The organism is Nocardioides panaciterrulae (genome assembly GCF_013409645.1).
GTDB lineage: Bacteria > Actinomycetota > Actinomycetes > Propionibacteriales > Nocardioidaceae > Nocardioides > Nocardioides panaciterrulae.
Map to the genome: position 1 here is coordinate 1,478,162 of NZ_JACCBG010000001.1, position 15,385 is coordinate 1,493,546.

Here is a 15,385-nt window from a genome sequence, read left to right on the forward strand (position 1 = left end):
CCCCACGCGGCGCCGTACCCGCATAACTGCCAAGACAGCAACCACCCACGGCCAGCGAGCCGCCGACGGCGGTCTCGAGGATCGTCGCTGGCGCTCCTCGCACCTCGACCACCCGAACACGCCCGGACGCACCACCGGCCGCGACCCGGGGGCAGGGTCGCGGCCGGCAGACTGGTCCCAGTCGGGACGAGAGGTCAGAAGCCCCGGGTCGACTCCTCGACGTTGCCGACCTGCGGCACCGTCACCGTGTAGGTGCCGTCCTTGTGGCGCGTGAGGTCCACCTCGCGCAGCACCTGGTTGTTGGAGGTGTCGGACTCGATGAGGTGACCGTCGGGGTTGGCCGTCACCGCGATGAAGTACTTGCCGGACGGGAGCCCGGTGAGCCGGAACGACTGGCCGGCGCGGTACTGCGCGTAGGTGTCGCCCCAGCCGGCGGCCAGCACCTCGCGGATCGACAGGGAGCTCAGGTCACCGCAGGACGTCGAGAGGTCGGTGTTCTCCGGGTTCCAGTCGGCGTCCTTGACGGTGAGGTCGACGGCGTCGGTGTTGGCCAGGCAGAAGGCCTCCTTCTTGGAGCGCACCTTCTCGCTGATGTCGCCGGCGCCGTCCGCGGTCACCAGGGTGTAGCGGGCGAAGTCCTCGAAGTGCCAGTGGTGGTGCGAGGGGCGGGCGTCCCACTCCATCGAGCCGACCGGCTGGTAGCCGACCTGGTTGCCGTCGCCGTCGAAGAAGTACTGGTAGGCGTCCATGTTCTCCTGGCCGTTGCGGAAGCCGTCGACGACCAGCGGGCTGTCGCCGGCGTTCCACACCGTCGCGGCGAACTGCAGGAAGTGGCCGTTGCGAGAGACCTGGATGCCCCAGGCCGGGAGCGGCCGCAGGTCCGGACGCGGGCCGTCCGCGGGAGTGGTGGCGGCGCCGGTGGGCCGGTGGGCCGCCGGGCGGGCGACCCGGGCGTGCTGGGTGGTCCGGACGGCCGGGTCCCCGGCGGTACGACGCGCGTGCTGCTGGGCCAAGCGGCGGTAGTTGCCGCCGTCGCCGGCGTCGACCACGAGCCGGAACGACGTCGAGGCGTCGGCCGCGTCGAGGCCGAAGGCGTCGACGTACTTCTGGTTGATGCTGGCGGTCACGTCGTACTTGCCGAGCGGCAGCCGCATCGGCCGGGTCTGGCCGAGGATCGGGGTCGCCCAGCCCGCCTGGATGCCCTGGACGGATCCCAGCGTGAACGGGTTGTACCAGCAGGACTTGGGGTACGGCGAGGTCGCCGGCGCGTCCGGCTGCACCCGCTCCGACCAGCCGCTGAGGCACGCGGTCTTGTCGAGCGTGGTCACGTCGCCGCCCTTGACCGGAGTCATCGTGACGTGGATGAAGTGCGCGAGGCCGTTGAAGCTGTTCATCACGCCCGCGTCCAGGGTCTTGTCGCCGTCCGCGGAGCGCCAGACGGTCGTGATCGGCCCGTCGTAGGTGTCGGCGCGGGTGGACCACAGCTCGAACGGCACGCCCTGGGCGATCACGCGCAGTCCGAAGTCGGTCCACACGCGCTTGCTGCCGTAGGTGTAGGCGGTCACCTTGTCCGGTGCCCAGAGCCGGAGCGGCGAACCGGTCGCGGCGGTCGTGCCGGCCGCGGGCGAGGTGCCCGCGGAGGCGTCGGCGGCCTGGGGGAGCAGGGCCAGCGGGGCGAGGGTCAGCGAGGCGGCAAGCCCGAGACCGAGAGTGCGAGTGGCGTTGCGCCATGAGTGACGAGGCACGGGCTTGTCCTTCGAGACGATGGGTGCGAGCAGGTGCTTGCGGAGCCTAGGACGCGGCGGAGGCGCGGATGGTTGCCTTCGGCGCAAGACACGCCAACTCGTGACCTCCGGCTCGCCTAGGCTCACAGGCATGGCAGGTGAGGACACCCGGAACGACGTGCTCGAGGCGGCCCGCCGGGCCCGCGGGGCGAGCCACGGGCTGGCACTGGCGACCCGGGCCCGGAAGGACGCGGCCCTCCACGCGATGGCCGACGGCCTGCTGGGCGCCGAGGCGGCGGTGCTGGCCGCCAACGCCGAGGACGTCCGGCGCGCGGAGGAGGCCGGCACCCCGGTCAACATCGTCGACCGCCTCCGGCTCACGCCCGACCGGTTGGCCGCCATGGCCCAGGGGCTGCGCGACGTCGCCGGCCTGCCGGACCCGGTCGGGGAGGTGGTGCGCGGCGGGACGCTCGCCAACGGGTTGGAGCTGCGCCAGGTCCGGGTGCCGTTCGGCGTGGTCGGGATGATCTACGAGGCGCGACCCAACGTCACCGCGGACGCCGCCGGCATCTGCCTGAAGTCCGGCAACGCCGTGCTCCTGCGGGGCAGCTCCAGTGCCCGGTCCAGCAACGCCGCGATCGTCGAGGTGCTCCGGGCGGCCGCCGTCGCCACCGGCCTCGACGCGGACGTGGTCCAGCTGGTGCCCGGCGACTCGCACGACAGCGTCAAGGCGCTGATGCGCGCCCGCGGCCTGGTCGACGTGCTGATCCCGCGCGGCGGTGCCGGGCTGATCCGGAGCGTCGTGGAGGAGTCCACGGTGCCGGTGATCGAGACCGGCGTCGGCAACTGCCACGTCTACGTCGACCAGCACGCCGACCTCGACAAGGCGCTGGCGATCGTCGTGAACGCCAAGACCCAGCGCACCAGCGTCTGCAACGCCGCGGAGTCGCTGCTGGTGCACGCGGAGGTCGCCGACGCGTTCCTGCCCAGGGTGGTCGCCGCCCTGCAGGACGCGGGCGTGAGGATCCACGGCGACGACGCGTTCACGGCGTACGACGGGGTGGTCCCCGCGACCGAGCAGGACTGGGGCGAGGAGTACCTCTCCCTCGACATCTCCGCCCGGGTCGTCCCCGACCTCGACGAGGCGCTGCGCCACATCCGTCGCTACTCCAGCCAGCACTCCGACGCGATCGTCACCGAGCACCAGGGGACCGCCCGGCGGTTCGTCGCCGAGGTCGACTCGGCGGCGGTGCTCGTCAACGCCTCCACGCGGTTCACCGACGGCGGCGAGTTCGGCTTCGGCGCCGAGATCGGGATCAGCACCCAGAAGCTGCACGCCCGCGGCCCCATGGGGCTGCCCGAGATGACCTCCACCAAGTACGTCGTGACCGGCGACGGGCACGTGCGCTGAGCCGATGCCGCTGAGCGGGCGGCCCGAGCGGATGCCGGAGTGTGCCTGCGTCCCGGTAGGCTGTCGGCCATGAACCACTGGCTCGTCGGCGGTATCGCCCTGCTCATCCTCCTCGTCATGCTGTTCGGACTCCTGATGTTCGGCGCGGGACGCGAGCACAGCTGAGCGCGACACCGGTCCCGGTGGAGGAGCCACGCGTTCCCGGCCCGCGCCGAGTGGGGGTGATGGGCGGCACGTTCGACCCCATCCACAACGGCCACCTGGTGGCCGCCTCGGAGGTGCAGGCGTGGTTCGACCTCGACGAGGTCGTCTTCGTGCCCACCGGTGACCCCTGGCAGAAGTCCCACCGGGAGGTCTCCCCGGCCGAGCACCGCTACCTGATGACGGTAATCGCCACCGCGGCCAACCCCCGGTTCAATGTCTCCCGCGTCGACATCGACCGCTCGGGTCCGACGTACACGATCGACACGCTGCGCGACCTGCATGCGGCCATGCCGGACGCCGAGCTCTACTTCATCACCGGCGTCGACGCGCTGACCGAGATCTTCACCTGGCGTGACGCCGAGGAGCTCTTCGAGCTCGCCCAGTTCGTGGGCTGCACCCGGCCCGGCTACGGGCTGGACGCCGCCACGGTTGCGTCGATCCCGGCCGACCGGGTCACCATGGTGGAGATCCCTGCGCTGGCGATCTCCTCGACCGACTGCCGCGACCGGACCCGCCGAGGCGAGCCGGTGTGGTACCTCGTGCCCGACGGCGTCGTCCAGTACATCGCCAAGCACCACCTCTACCCGCCCAAACCGGAGCAGCCTGAATGACCGCCACCGAACACGCCCTCGAGCTCGTCCGCGTCGCCGCGCACGCCGCCTCCGACAAGCTGGCGACGAACATCGTCGCCTTCGACGTCAGCGAGCAGCTCGCCATCACCGACGCCTTCCTACTCGCCTCCGCCTCCAACGAGCGCCAGGTCCAGGCGATCGTCGACGAGATCGAGGCCAAGCTGCGCGAGGTCGGCGCCAAGCCGATCCGCCGTGAGGGGGAGCGGCAGGGCCGCTGGGTCCTCATCGACTACGGCGACGTCGTGGTGCACGTCCAGCACGAGGAGGAGCGGCAGTTCTACGCCCTCGAGCGGCTCTGGCGCGACTGTCCCGTGATCGAGCTGCCGGCGGACGTGACGTCCGGCGGCCGCGGCTGAGCGCGGGCAGCCGGAGGTGAGCTCGGCCGACCAGCGGTCCGCGGTCGAGATCGCGGAGACCCGAGGGGCACGCCGGCTGGTGCTGCTGCGCCACGGCCGGACCGCCTGGAACCTCGAGGGCCGCGCCCAGGGCCACAGCGACGTGCCGCTCGACGAGGCCGGGCACGCCCAGGCCGCCGCGGCCGCGCCCTACGTCGCGGCGCTGCGGCCGACGGCGGTGTGGACCAGCGACCTCACCCGGGCCCGCCAGACCGCGTCGTACGTCGAGGCCGCGACCGGCCTGGTCGCGGCCACCGACCCGCGGCTGCGGGAGTACGACGTCGGTCTCCGCGCCGGCCTGACGATGGCCGAGTTCGCCGAGAAGCACCCGGCCGAGCACGACCGGTGGCAGGCGCACCTCTCCTGGGACGTGGTGCCCGGGGCGGAGTCCGACGCGGACGTGACCGCCCGGATGGTGCCCGCGCTGCGGGAGTGCCTCGCCGCCCTCGGGACCGGGGAGACCGGGGTGGTGGTGGCGCATGGGGCGTGCCTGAAGGTGTCGCTCCTCGCGCTGCTCGGCCTGCCGCCGGAGGCCGAGGCGGCGCTGCTGCACATGGACAACTGCGGCTGGGCCACGCTCACCGAGCACCGCAGCGGCCGCGTGCGGCTGAGCTCCTACAACGAGACCGCCGGCGGTCTTCCGGCCACGCCGTAGGGCCCCCCGGATTTCACTCCGGCAGCACGTTTGGCTAGTATTCAGCGCGTTGCTCACCTGGGCGGAAGCGCCGGGGAACGCAATGGGGCTGTGGCGCAGCTGGTAGCGCATCTGCATGGCATGCAGAGGGTCAGGGGTTCGAGTCCCCTCAGCTCCACCCCGATGAGAGGCCGGCGCCGATGGCGCCGGCCTCTCTGCATCTCACCCACGGTTCCGCGTCGACGCCCAACCGATCGGTTGGCTCCCGAACGCGGTCGCTGCGGCGCGCCGGGCAGCAGGGCCGCGCGTGCAGCGTCGGTGCCCTTGCCTAGGCTGGCGACCCGTCCTGGGAAAGGTGGAGGCGGTGGAGCACGACGCGATCGACGCGCTGCGGGAGCGGCATCCCGCTTGGCGGCTGCTGCGGGCCGGCAACGGCACCCTCATCCTGTCCTTCCTCGGGACCTACTTCGTCGAGGGCAACCGGGGTGCGTGTCCGGGCAGCGAGGTGGCGGCGGCGCTCGACGACCACCTCTACGCCCTCGACGCCGCGCTCTCTGACGGGCGCGAGCAGGCCCGATTCCCGAAGGCTCCACGCGCCTACCTGGAGGACTGGTCGGCCACCGAGGCCGGCTACCTGCGCCGCTTCTACCCGGCCGGCGACGACGAGGTGCACTACGAGGTGACGCCGGCGTTCGAGAAGGCGTACGCCTGGGTGGAGTCGCTGCGGGGCCGAGCCTTCGTGGGCACCGAGTCACGGCTGCAAACGGTCGTGGAGCTGCTGCGCCAGATCGTGCACGGGACCGAAGCCGATCCGCAGGCGCGGCTGGCCGAGCTGCGGCGCAGGCGCGAGGAGATCGACACCGAGATCGCTGCGGTCGAGGCCGGTGAGATGGCCGTGCTCGACGAGACCGGGGTGCGCGACCGCTACCAGCAGTTCGCCGGGACCGCTCGCGAGCTGCTCTCCGACTTCCGCGAGGTCGAGGAGAACTTCCGGCTACTCGACCGCGCCGCCCGCGAGCGGATCGCCGCCTGGGACGGCTCCAAGGGCGAGCTGCTCGCCGACCTGGTCGGGTCCCGCTCCGACATCGCCGGCTCCGACCAGGGCCGCAGCTTCCAGGCCTTCTACGACTTCCTGCTCTCCGAGGCGCGCCAGGACGAGCTGTCCGACCTTCTCGGGCGCGTGGCGGGGCTGAGCATGGTGGAGGCCGACCGGCGGCTGCGCAGCATCCACCACGACTGGGCGGAGGCTGCCGAGCGCGCCCACCGGACCGTGCGGCAGATCTCCGAGCAGCTGCGCCGCTTCCTCGACGACCAGGTGTGGCTGGAGAACCGTCGCGTGCTCGATCTGGTCCGCGCCGTCGAGACCACGGCGCTGGAGGTCCGCGACGACCCCCCGGGTTTCGGGCTGGAGGTCGAGGTGCCCGGGCTCGGGATCGTGCTGCCCTTCGAGCGGCCGCTCTACGAGCCGCCGGCGGCCGCGGACGTCGAGAGCCTGATCCCGCCCGCCACCGAGGAGGAGCTCGCGGCGGACCTCCTCTTCACCCAGGCCTTCGTCGACCAGGTCCGGCTGGCCGGCAACATCCGAGCCGTGCTTCCCGAGCGGTCCTCGGCCCTGCTGTCCGACATCCTCGAGATGTACCCCATCGAGCAGGGGGCCGCCGAGATCGTCGGCTACCTCGCCCTGGCCGACGACGACCTGAAGATCGAGATGGACGACACCGAGGAGACCCTCCTCGACTACCCGGACCCGGCCGACCCCGACCGGCTCAAGCGGGCCCGGCTGCCGAAGGTGACGGTGAGACGAACATGAGCGACGAGCACGCGGTCGGGTCGGCGATCATCCGACTGATGCAGGGCGTGGTCTACCGCGAGGCCGACGAGGACACCTGGCTCACGCTGGAGCGCTCGACTGGCGGCGTACGCGACCACTTCGCGACCATCGGGGTCGAGGTCGTCGTCGACGACGCCGAGGGCTACGCCTACCTCCGGTCGCGCCCGGAGGTGGAGGGCGAGGAGGCGCTCCCGCGGCTGGTGCGCCGCCGGGCGCTGACCTACAACGTCTCCCTCCTTCTCGTCCTGCTCCGCAAGCGCCTGCTGGAGTTCGAGACCTCTGGCAGCGAGGGGCGCCTGGTCCTCACCCGCGACCAGATCGTGGAGATGCTGCGCACGTTCCAGACTGACTCCTCCAACGAGGCGCGTCTGGTCGACCAGGCCGAGCGCACCATCGGGAAGGCCGCCGAGCTGGGCTTCCTGCGGGCCCTCCGCGGCCAGGCCGACCACTGGGAGGTGCGCCGGATCCTCAAGGCCTACGTCGACGCCGAGACCCTTTCCGGGTTCGCCGGCAAGCTCCGGCAGTACGCCGGGACCGGAGGCGACGATGAGTGACGGGCTCTTCTCGGCGGTGGAGCTCGCCGACTCCGGCCGTGCGGGCTACCGGCTGCACCACCTCGAGGTGTTCAACTGGGGCACCTTCGACCGGCAGGTGTGGCGGCTCACCCCCGGCGCGGACACCTCGCTGCTCACCGGCGACATCGGCTCGGGCAAGTCCACGCTCGTCGACGCGCTCACGACGCTGCTGATGCCGGCGCACAAGATCTCCTACAACAAGGCCGCCGGCGCCGAGGCCAGGGAGCGCACGCTGCGTTCCTACGTGGAGGGCCACTACAAGTCCGAGCGGATGGAGGCCTCCGGCCGGTCCCGGGCCATCGGCCTGCGCACGGACGCGAGGACCTACTCCGTCGTCCTCGGGGTCTTCACCAACGACGGCTACGACGAGACCGTGACGCTGGCGCAGGTCTTCCAGCAGCGCGAGAGCAGCGGACAGCCGTACCGCTTCTACGTCACCGCCACCAAGGAGCTCACCGTCGCGGTGGACTTCGCCGACTTCGGGGCCGACCTGCGCGACCTGCGCAAGCGGCTGCGGGCCGGCGGAGCGGAGCTGTTCGACGACTTCCCGAAGTACTCCACGTCCCTGCGGCGGCTCCTCGGCATCCGTTCCGAGCAGGCGCTCGAGCTCTTCCACCAGACCGTGTCGATGAAGTCGGTCGGCAACCTCAACGACTTCGTCCGCGACCACATGCTCGAGCCGTCGGACGCGACCGACCGGGTCCGCGAGATCATCGGCCACTTCGAGGACCTCACCAAGGCCCACGACGCGGTCAAGCGGGCCCGGGAGCAGCTCGAGGCGCTGGCCCCCATCGTGGCCACGTCGCAGCGGTACGACGCCGCGCTGGCCGAGCGCGAGGACCTGGAACGCCAACGGGGCGCCGTGCGGCTCTTCATCGCGGAGACGCGCTCGCGGCTGCTCGGGGAGGAGATCGTCTCGCTCGAGGGCGACGGGGAGCGGCTGCTCGGCGAGCAGGACGAGGCGAAGCGGCAGCTCGCCGCCCTGGCCGGCGAGCGGGAGTCGCTGATTGCCGAGCGCGAGCGCGCAGGCGGCGACCGGGTCGGCGAGCTCGAGCGGATCGCCCGGGAGGCGCGCAGCCTGGCGGAGGAGCGGCGCCGTCGTCGCGCCCTCTTCGACGCGGCGGTCGCCGACGCCGACCTGGGCGAGGTGCGTGACGCCGTCGGCTTCGGCGCGCTGGCCGCCCTGGTCGCCGACGCGAGACCGCAGCTGGCCGGCGACAAGCGGGCGCTGGACGCCCGTTTCGCCGAGCTGATCGGGCAGGTCAGGGAGACCGGCACACGACGGGACGCGGTCAGCGACGAGCTGGCCAGCCTGGAGCAGCGCACCAACAACCTGCCCACCGAGCAGGTCGAACTGCGCACGCAGCTCTGCGCCGATCTCGGGCTGTCTCCCGAGCAGCTGCCCTACCCCGGCGAGCTCCTCGACGTCGCCGAGGAGCACGCCGAGTGGCGCGGCGCCGCGGAGCGGGTGCTGCGCGGGTTCGCGCTGTCCCTGCTGGTGCCCCAGGAGCACTACGAGGCCGTCACAGGATGGGTCAACGCCCGCCGGCTCACCTCCAGCCGCCGTGACGGCCGAACCGTGGGGGCGAAGCTCGTCCACGAGCGGGTATCCGCGCGGCGGGTGCCGCTGCAGCGCGCCGGCAGCGACGCGCTCATGCTCGCCGACTGCCTCCAGGTCAAAGAGGGGCCGTTCCGCGACTACCTCCTCGACGAGGTCACCAACCGGGCGAGCTTCCGGTGCGCCGAGACCTTGGAGGAGTTCCGGGCCGAGCGGCGTGCGGTGACCCGCGAGGGGCAGGTCCGCTCGGGCGAGCGCCACGAGAAGGACGACCGCCACCGCGTCGACGACCCGCGCCGCTGGGTGCTCGGCTGGGCCAACGAGCGCAAGATCGCCGCGCTCCGGGTCGAGCTGGCCGAGCTCGAGGCCGCGCGCGACGCGAGCGAGGAGGAGCTCACTCGGGTCGGCGAGGCGCGGGAGACCGTCCAGCGACGCAGCGAGGCGTTCGCCCGGCTCGACGGGTACCAGTCCTGGGCCGACCTGGACGTCGCCGGGGCCGAGGAGCGTGGCGCCGCCGCCGACGCCGAGCGGGCTCGGCTCGAGGCCGGGTCCTCGAGGCTGGCGGAGATCAAGCAGGCGCTCGACCACAATGCCGGGCGCACCGCCGAGGTCGGCGCCAGGATCGAGCTGCTCACCGGGCGGTTGGCCACCTCGGACGCCGAGCGGCGTCGCTGCGTGGACGAGAAGGCGCGGGACGACGAGGCGGTGGCCCACCACCCGGCGGCGGTGCTCAACGCAGCGCGCGAGTCGTACGCCGCGCTCCTCAGTCGCCTCGGGAAGGCCGTGCCCACCAGCTCGGCGGAGTGCGGCCGCGCTGGCGACGCCCTGACCGAGGACCTGCACCGGCGCATCGAGCGGTTGACCAGGGAGCTCGGTGGCTTCGGGCAGAGCCTCGCGGCCCACATGAGCGAGGTGCTCCGGCGCTGGCCCGAGCTGCGGGCGGACATGGACGCGACCGTCGACTCGCGCCAGGACTTCCTCGCGTTCCACGAGCGGGTCGCCGGTGATGACCTGCCGCAGTTCGAACAGGAGTTCAAGCAGCAGCTCAACACCAACACCATCCGCGAGCTGGCGCAGTTCAACAGCTGGTTGCGCCGGCAGGCCGAGGAGATCGGCGACCGGGTCGCACGGATCAACGAGGCGCTCGGCGCGATCCCCTACAACCCGGGTCGGTTCATCCGCCTGGAGAAGCAGCCGACCAACAACCAGGACGTCGCCACGTTCCGGGCCGACCTGCGCAACGCCACCGACGACACCATCTCCGGCGTCGACGACCACTACTCCGAGCAGCGGTTCCTCGAGGTCAAGCGGATGATCGAGCGGTTCCGGGGCCGCGAGGGCTACGCCGACTCCGACCGGGCCTGGACCCGCCGGGTGACCGATGTGCGCAACTGGTTCGTCTTCTCCGCCTCCGAGCGCGACCTGGAGACCGACGAGGAGTGGGAGCATTACTCCGACTCCGACGGCAAGTCCGGGGGCCAGAAGGAGAAGCTCGCCTACACCATCCTGGCCGCGTCGCTCGCCTACCAGTTCGGCCTGGAGTGGGGGGCGACTAAGTCCCGGGACTTCCGCTTCGCCGTGATCGACGAGGCCTTCGGCCGCGGGTCGGACGTGTCCTCCCGCTTCGCGCTCAGCCTGTTCGCCAAGCTCGGCCTGCAGCTGCTCATCGTCACCCCGCTGCAGAAGGTGCACGTCATCGAGCCCTACGTGAGGGCGATCGGCTACGTCGACAACCCCACCGGCACGTGCTCGCGGCTGCAGACGATGACGATCGATGACTACCGCGAGCGGCGCGACGGGCGGCACCGGTGAGCGCTCGGTGGACCACGCCCGATCAGGTTGCCGCCCAGGTCCGCCGGCGGTGGGCCGACGGCAGCCTGCTGAGGGCGTACGCCGCCGGGGAGCCGTTCCCGAGGGTCGAGGTGCCGCTGCGGGGACCCCGGCCGTCCGAGATCGGGGACGACCTCGAGGAGGTGCGCGGCTGGGCCGCGCGGCTGGACGCCGGTCGCCGTGACGACGCGCGCTACACCCTGGAGTGGACCACCGTCGGGGGCCGGCACTTCGGCCGCAACCAGGTCCCGGCGCGGGCGATCGTCTCCGCCTACGAGCAGGCGTGGGGACTTCTGGGCGTGGCCGATGACGTGCGTCGCTTCGCGTCGATCCTCGCCTTGGTCGCGCCGGTGGCGCCGGTCGAGGCGTGGGTCGTGGCGAACCCGCACAAGGCCCTCGCGGTCGCGGAGCAGTGGCCGGCGCTGCTCGCGGCGTACTCGTGGCTTGACGAGCACCGTGGCTCCGGCCGCTACCTGCGCGAGATCAGCGCCCCCGGCGTCGACACCAAGCTCGCCGAGCGGCACCGCAGGACACTTGCGGCGCTGCTCGGCGTCCCCGGCACGGCCTCCGGCTTCCTGGAGGCCCTGGGGCTGCGAGGCAAGCCGGAGCTGGTGCGGTTGCGGCCCTCGCCCGAGCTGGTGGGGCTCCCGCAGTCGCTCACGGAGCTGGCCGTCCGGGCGGAGGAGCTCGCGGCGCTGGAGCTGCGACCCACCACGGCCCTCGTCGTCGAGAACGAGATCAGCTACCTCAGCGTGCCGGTCCCGCCGGGAGGGGTGGTGCTGTGGGGCAAGGGGTTCGAGGTGGACCGCGTCGGCCGGCTGCTCTGGCTGGCGGAGGTCGACGTCCGCTACTGGGGGGACCTCGACACCCACGGGTTCGCCATCCTCGACCGCTTCCGCGCCTGGCTCCCGCAGGCCCGTTCGGTGCTGATGGACCGCCAGACCCTTCTCGGTCACCGCGACCGGTGGGGCGTCGAGGAGCGGCCGGCCAGGCCGCTCCTGAGTCGGCTCACGGCCGAGGAGCACGAGCTCTACGACGACCTGGTCACCGACCGCCTCGGCGACCGGGTCCGGCTCGAGCAGGAGCGGCTCGACTGGGACTGGGTCGAGGAGCGGCTCGGAGCATGACCTCGGTCACGTCCACCGGCATCGTGATCGTCCCGTTACCGCGCGGTTTGAGGTCCCACTCCGACCTTCGTTAGGTTCTCAAGCCGGGCGACGGGAGTGACGCGTGTGGCGTCCCCCTCCGCGGCCCCTCGTGCACTCCTGACCGGACGTGCTGCACAGGCTGGCTGCGCCGCTCGGTGCCGCGGTCGAGTCGACCGCGGACAGCGATGCCGGCACCAGGGCCGGCGTCCCCGGTTCGAGGAGCAGTGAGGCGTGTGGCCCTTCTCGAGGCCCACGAGATCTACAAGGTGTTCGGAAGGCGGCCCGACCGTGCCGTCGAGCGGCTCCGGCGAGGAGAGAGCCGCGAGGACCTCCGCGAGGAGGGCCTGACCGCGGCGGTCATCGACGCGTCGTTCCAGGTCGAGGCAGGGCAGATCTTCGTCGTGATGGGGCTCTCGGGCTCCGGCAAGTCGACGCTGATCCGGATGGCCAACGGCCTGCTGATGCCCACCGCCGGCCAGATGCGGGTCGCGGGGAGCGAGGTCACCGGGCTGGACCGGCGCGGCCTGCGCGAGCTGCGGCGCGACCGGGTGAGCATGGTCTTCCAGCACTTCGCGCTGCTGCCGCACCGCACGGTCGGCGAGAACGCGGCGTACGCGCTCAAGGTCCAGGGCGTGAACCGCGCCGACCGCCAGCAGCGCGCCGAGCGGGCGCTCGAGCTGGTCGGACTCGGCGGCTGGGGAGGCTCCCTGCCCGGCGAGCTGTCCGGTGGCATGCGCCAGCGCGTCGGCCTCGCCCGGGCGCTGGCCTCGGAGACCGAGATCCTGCTGATGGACGAGGCGTTCAGCGCGCTCGACCCGCTGATCCGGCGCGAGATGCAGGACCAGCTCATCGAGCTCCAGCACCGGCTGGACAAGACGATCCTGTTCATCACCCACGACCTCAACGAGGCGATGCGGCTGGGCGACCGGATCGCGATGATGCGCGACGGCCGCATCGTCCAGGTCGGCAGCGCCGAGCAGATCCTCAACGACCCGGCCAACGACTATGTCGCCCAGTTCGTGCAGGACGTCGACCGCAGCCGGGTGCTCACGGCGTCGTCGGTGATGGAGCCGCCGGTGGCGGTGCTCGGCGGCGACCAGGGGCCGCGGGTGGCGCACCGGCTGATGCGCGAGCACCAGGTCTCGTCGCTGATGGTCGTCGGGCGGGACCGCCGTCTGCGCGGCGTCGTCACCGACGACGCGACGGCCGACGCGGTCCGCGCGGGGCGCGACGACCTCGCCGGCATCCTGCAGCCCGCCGCGACCGTCGGGCCGGACACCGCGGTGGCCGACCTGTTCGCGGCCTCGGCCGACAGCCCGGTCCCGCTCGCCGTGGTCGGCGAGGAGGACCGGCTGCTCGGGGTGATCCCGCGCGTGACGCTGCTCAACGCACTCGGCGCGGGGAGCAGTCCCGACGTGACCATGATCCCGGCGCCGCGCGGCCCGGTCGACGACGAGCGAGTGGAGGTGGCCCGATGACGGTCTTCGAGACGGTGTCCGGGGTGCCGAGGATCCCGGTCGGTGACTGGACCGAGTCCGCGTTCGGTTGGATCCTGGACAGCTTCGGCAGCTTCTTCGACCGGGTCGCGCAGCTCATCGAGTCGGCGGTGACCTCGCTGACCGACCTGCTCGACGCGCCCGCCCCGCTGGTGCTCGTCGTGGCCCTGGCGCTGCTGGCGTGGCTCGTGGCCGACTGGAAGGTCGGGATCGCTTCGCTGGTGGGCCTGACGCTGGTGATCGGGATGGACCAGTGGGAGGCGACCATGCAGACCCTCGCGCTCGTCTTCTTCGCCACCCTGATGGCCCTGGTCATCGGCGTGCCCCTGGGCGTCGCCGCAGCGCGGTGGGACGGCCTCAGCCGGGTCGTGCGGCCGGTCATGGACCTGATGCAGACCATGCCCGCCTTCGTGTGGCTGGTGCCGGTGGTCATGCTCTTCGGCATCGGCCAGGCGCCGGGCCTGGTGGCCACCGTGATCTTCGCGCTGCCACCCGGCGTCCGGCTGACCGAGCTGGGCATCCGGCAGGTCGACCAGGAGGTCGTCGAGGCCGGGCACGCGTTCGGCGCCACCCCGCGCCAGATCCTGCGCGAGACGCAGCTGCCGCTGGCCCTGCCGACGGTCATGGCGGGCGTCAACCAGGTGATCATGCTGGCCCTGTCGATGGCCGTGATCGCCGGACTCGTCGGCGCCGCCGGGCTCGGCGGCCAGGTGACCAGCTCGATCTCGACCCTGGACATCGGGCTCGGGTTCGAGGCCGGGCTCTCGGTGGTGGTGCTCGCGATCTACCTCGACCGGGTGACCGCCGGCCTCAGCCGCGACCGGCGCAGCCGCCGGAGCCTGGGCTCGCTGCTGCGCGGACGCCGCAGCCCGGCAGCGGACCGTCCGGCCCAGGCCGAGAAGGCGCCCGCCGCCGCCTGACCCCACGATCTCGGGGCCGCGGCGCCCCGGCCACCGGCCGACCGCCGCAGCACAACTGAACACAGAGACGAAGGACGAGAGAGGACGACGAATGACGCGCACGTGGAGCAAGAGACGAGTCGGAAGTGCCCTGGTGGCCCTGGCCAGCATCGCCATGGTGGCCACCGGATGCGGCAGCAGCAGCGACAGCGCCAGCGCTGCCGGGGACAAGTCGATCACGCTGGGGATCATCCCCTCGTGGACCGACGGCCTCAGCACGGCGTACCTGTGGAAGGACGTGCTGGAGAAGAAGGGCTACAACGTCGACATCAAGGAGATCTCGGACGCGGCGCCGCTGTACGCCGGGCTCGCCAAGGGTGACGTCGACGTCTACCCCTCGGCGTGGCCGGAGGTCACGCACAAGTCCTACATGGACCGGTACGGCGACAACATCGAGGACCTCGGCACCTACTACGACGGCGCCAAGCTGACCTTCGCGGTGCCGGAGTACACCGACATCGACTCGATCGCCGACCTGCCGGGGAAGGCCGACCAGTTCGACGGCAAGATCATCGGCATCGAGCCCGGCGCCGGCCTCACGAAGACCACCAAGGAGCAGGTGATGCCGCAGTACGGGCTCACCGACGACTACTCGCTGGTGACCTCGTCGACCACGGCCATGCTCGCCCAGCTGAAGAAGGCCACCGACAGCCACCAGGACATCGTGGTCACGCTGTGGAAGCCCTTCTGGGCCAACAACGCCTTCCCGGTCAAGACCCTCGACGACCCCAAGGGCGCCCTGGGCGAGGCCGAAGGGCTGCACGAGCTCGGGCGCAAGGGCTTCAGCGACGACTTCCCCAAGGTCGCGGCGATGATGGGCAGGCTCAAGCTCGACGACGCCCAGTACGGCAGCCTCGAGGACCTCGTCGTGAACAAGTACGGCAAGGGCAAGGAGGAGCAGGCCGTCCAGGCCTGGGAGAAGGACCACCAGGACGTGATGGACAGCCTCGAGAGCTGACCGAGACCGATGAGAAGGAGCCGCGGACCG

General features: G+C 72.0%; 12 protein-coding genes and 1 tRNA gene. 12 read left to right on the forward strand and 1 reads right to left on the reverse strand.

The genetic code is table 11. The annotated features are described in order from the left end of the window. Positions 1-194: 194 nt before the first annotated feature. Complete coding sequence (locus BJZ21_RS21690; RefSeq protein ID WP_179663078.1) at positions 195-1,745, reverse strand: lysyl oxidase family protein; 1,551 nt, start codon at positions 1,743-1,745, stop codon at positions 195-197. 130 nt (positions 1,746-1,875) lie between these two features. Between BJZ21_RS21690 and BJZ21_RS06960 the strand changes: the two genes are divergently transcribed. The 12 genes from BJZ21_RS06960 (at position 1,876) to BJZ21_RS07015 (ending at position 15,355) form a co-directional block, all read left to right on the forward strand. Beyond that, a complete protein-coding gene (locus BJZ21_RS06960) occupies positions 1,876-3,135 on the forward strand; it encodes a glutamate-5-semialdehyde dehydrogenase (protein WP_179663079.1) in 1,260 nt (419 codons plus the stop codon). Between the two features lie 182 nt (positions 3,136-3,317). Then, positions 3,318-3,950 (forward strand): nicotinate-nucleotide adenylyltransferase, encoded by a 633-nt coding sequence (nadD, locus tag BJZ21_RS06965; RefSeq protein WP_343052004.1) that lies wholly within the window; start codon positions 3,318-3,320, stop codon positions 3,948-3,950. Next, complete coding sequence (gene rsfS / locus BJZ21_RS06970) at positions 3,947-4,327, forward strand: ribosome silencing factor (protein WP_179663081.1); 381 nt, start codon at positions 3,947-3,949, stop codon at positions 4,325-4,327. Before nadD ends, rsfS begins: the two co-directional genes overlap by 4 nt. A 16-nt stretch (positions 4,328-4,343) precedes the next feature. Further along, on the forward strand, positions 4,344-5,021 hold the full coding sequence (locus tag BJZ21_RS06975) for a histidine phosphatase family protein (RefSeq protein WP_179663082.1): 678 nt from the start codon (positions 4,344-4,346) through the stop codon (positions 5,019-5,021). A gap of 84 nt (positions 5,022-5,105) precedes the next feature. After that, positions 5,106-5,178: transfer RNA gene (locus BJZ21_RS06980), tRNA-Ala, on the forward strand. A gap of 186 nt (positions 5,179-5,364) precedes the next feature. Further along, the gene (locus BJZ21_RS06985; RefSeq protein ID WP_179663083.1) at positions 5,365-6,810 is read left to right on the forward strand and encodes a DUF3375 family protein; all 1,446 of its coding nucleotides are present in this window, start codon (positions 5,365-5,367) and stop codon (positions 6,808-6,810) included. Next, positions 6,807-7,385 (forward strand): DUF4194 domain-containing protein, encoded by a 579-nt coding sequence (locus BJZ21_RS06990; protein WP_179663084.1) that lies wholly within the window; start codon positions 6,807-6,809, stop codon positions 7,383-7,385. Before BJZ21_RS06985 ends, BJZ21_RS06990 begins: the two co-directional genes overlap by 4 nt. Then, entirely contained in the window at positions 7,378-10,776 is a 3,399-nt protein-coding gene (locus tag BJZ21_RS06995; protein ID WP_179663085.1) for an ATP-binding protein, read from the forward strand. The genes BJZ21_RS06990 and BJZ21_RS06995 overlap by 8 nt, the downstream gene beginning before the upstream one ends. Further along, positions 10,773-11,921 carry a Wadjet anti-phage system protein JetD domain-containing protein gene (locus tag BJZ21_RS21695; protein ID WP_179663086.1) on the forward strand — a complete coding sequence of 383 codons (1,149 nt, stop codon included), beginning with the start codon at positions 10,773-10,775 and terminating at the stop codon, positions 11,919-11,921. The genes BJZ21_RS06995 and BJZ21_RS21695 overlap by 4 nt, the downstream gene beginning before the upstream one ends. Before the next feature lie 254 nt (positions 11,922-12,175). Beyond that, positions 12,176-13,420 carry a quaternary amine ABC transporter ATP-binding protein gene (locus tag BJZ21_RS07005; protein ID WP_343052005.1) on the forward strand — a complete coding sequence of 415 codons (1,245 nt, stop codon included), beginning with the start codon at positions 12,176-12,178 and terminating at the stop codon, positions 13,418-13,420. Further along, a complete protein-coding gene (locus BJZ21_RS07010) occupies positions 13,417-14,358 on the forward strand; it encodes an ABC transporter permease (protein WP_179663088.1) in 942 nt (313 codons plus the stop codon). Before BJZ21_RS07005 ends, BJZ21_RS07010 begins: the two co-directional genes overlap by 4 nt. Positions 14,359-14,449: 91 nt before the next feature. Beyond that, positions 14,450-15,355: a glycine betaine ABC transporter substrate-binding protein gene (locus tag BJZ21_RS07015; protein ID WP_179663089.1), complete on the forward strand. Its 906-nt coding sequence runs from the start codon at positions 14,450-14,452 to the stop codon at positions 15,353-15,355. Positions 15,356-15,385 lie beyond the last annotated feature (30 nt).

What these genes read in the sequence shown, in the direction of transcription:
- BJZ21_RS06960 (WP_179663079.1), top strand. Translation starts at nt 1,876, where the DNA reads ATGGCAGGTGAGGACACCCGGAACGACGTGCTCGAGGCGGCCCGCCGG.
- rsfS (WP_179663081.1), top strand. Translation starts at nt 3,947, where the DNA reads ATGACCGCCACCGAACACGCCCTCGAGCTCGTCCGCGTCGCCGCGCAC.
- BJZ21_RS06990 (WP_179663084.1), top strand. Translation starts at nt 6,807, where the DNA reads ATGAGCGACGAGCACGCGGTCGGGTCGGCGATCATCCGACTGATGCAG.
- BJZ21_RS06995 (WP_179663085.1), top strand. Translation starts at nt 7,378, where the DNA reads ATGAGTGACGGGCTCTTCTCGGCGGTGGAGCTCGCCGACTCCGGCCGT.
- BJZ21_RS07010 (WP_179663088.1), top strand. Translation starts at nt 13,417, where the DNA reads ATGACGGTCTTCGAGACGGTGTCCGGGGTGCCGAGGATCCCGGTCGGT.
- BJZ21_RS07015 (WP_179663089.1), top strand. Translation starts at nt 14,450, where the DNA reads ATGACGCGCACGTGGAGCAAGAGACGAGTCGGAAGTGCCCTGGTGGCC.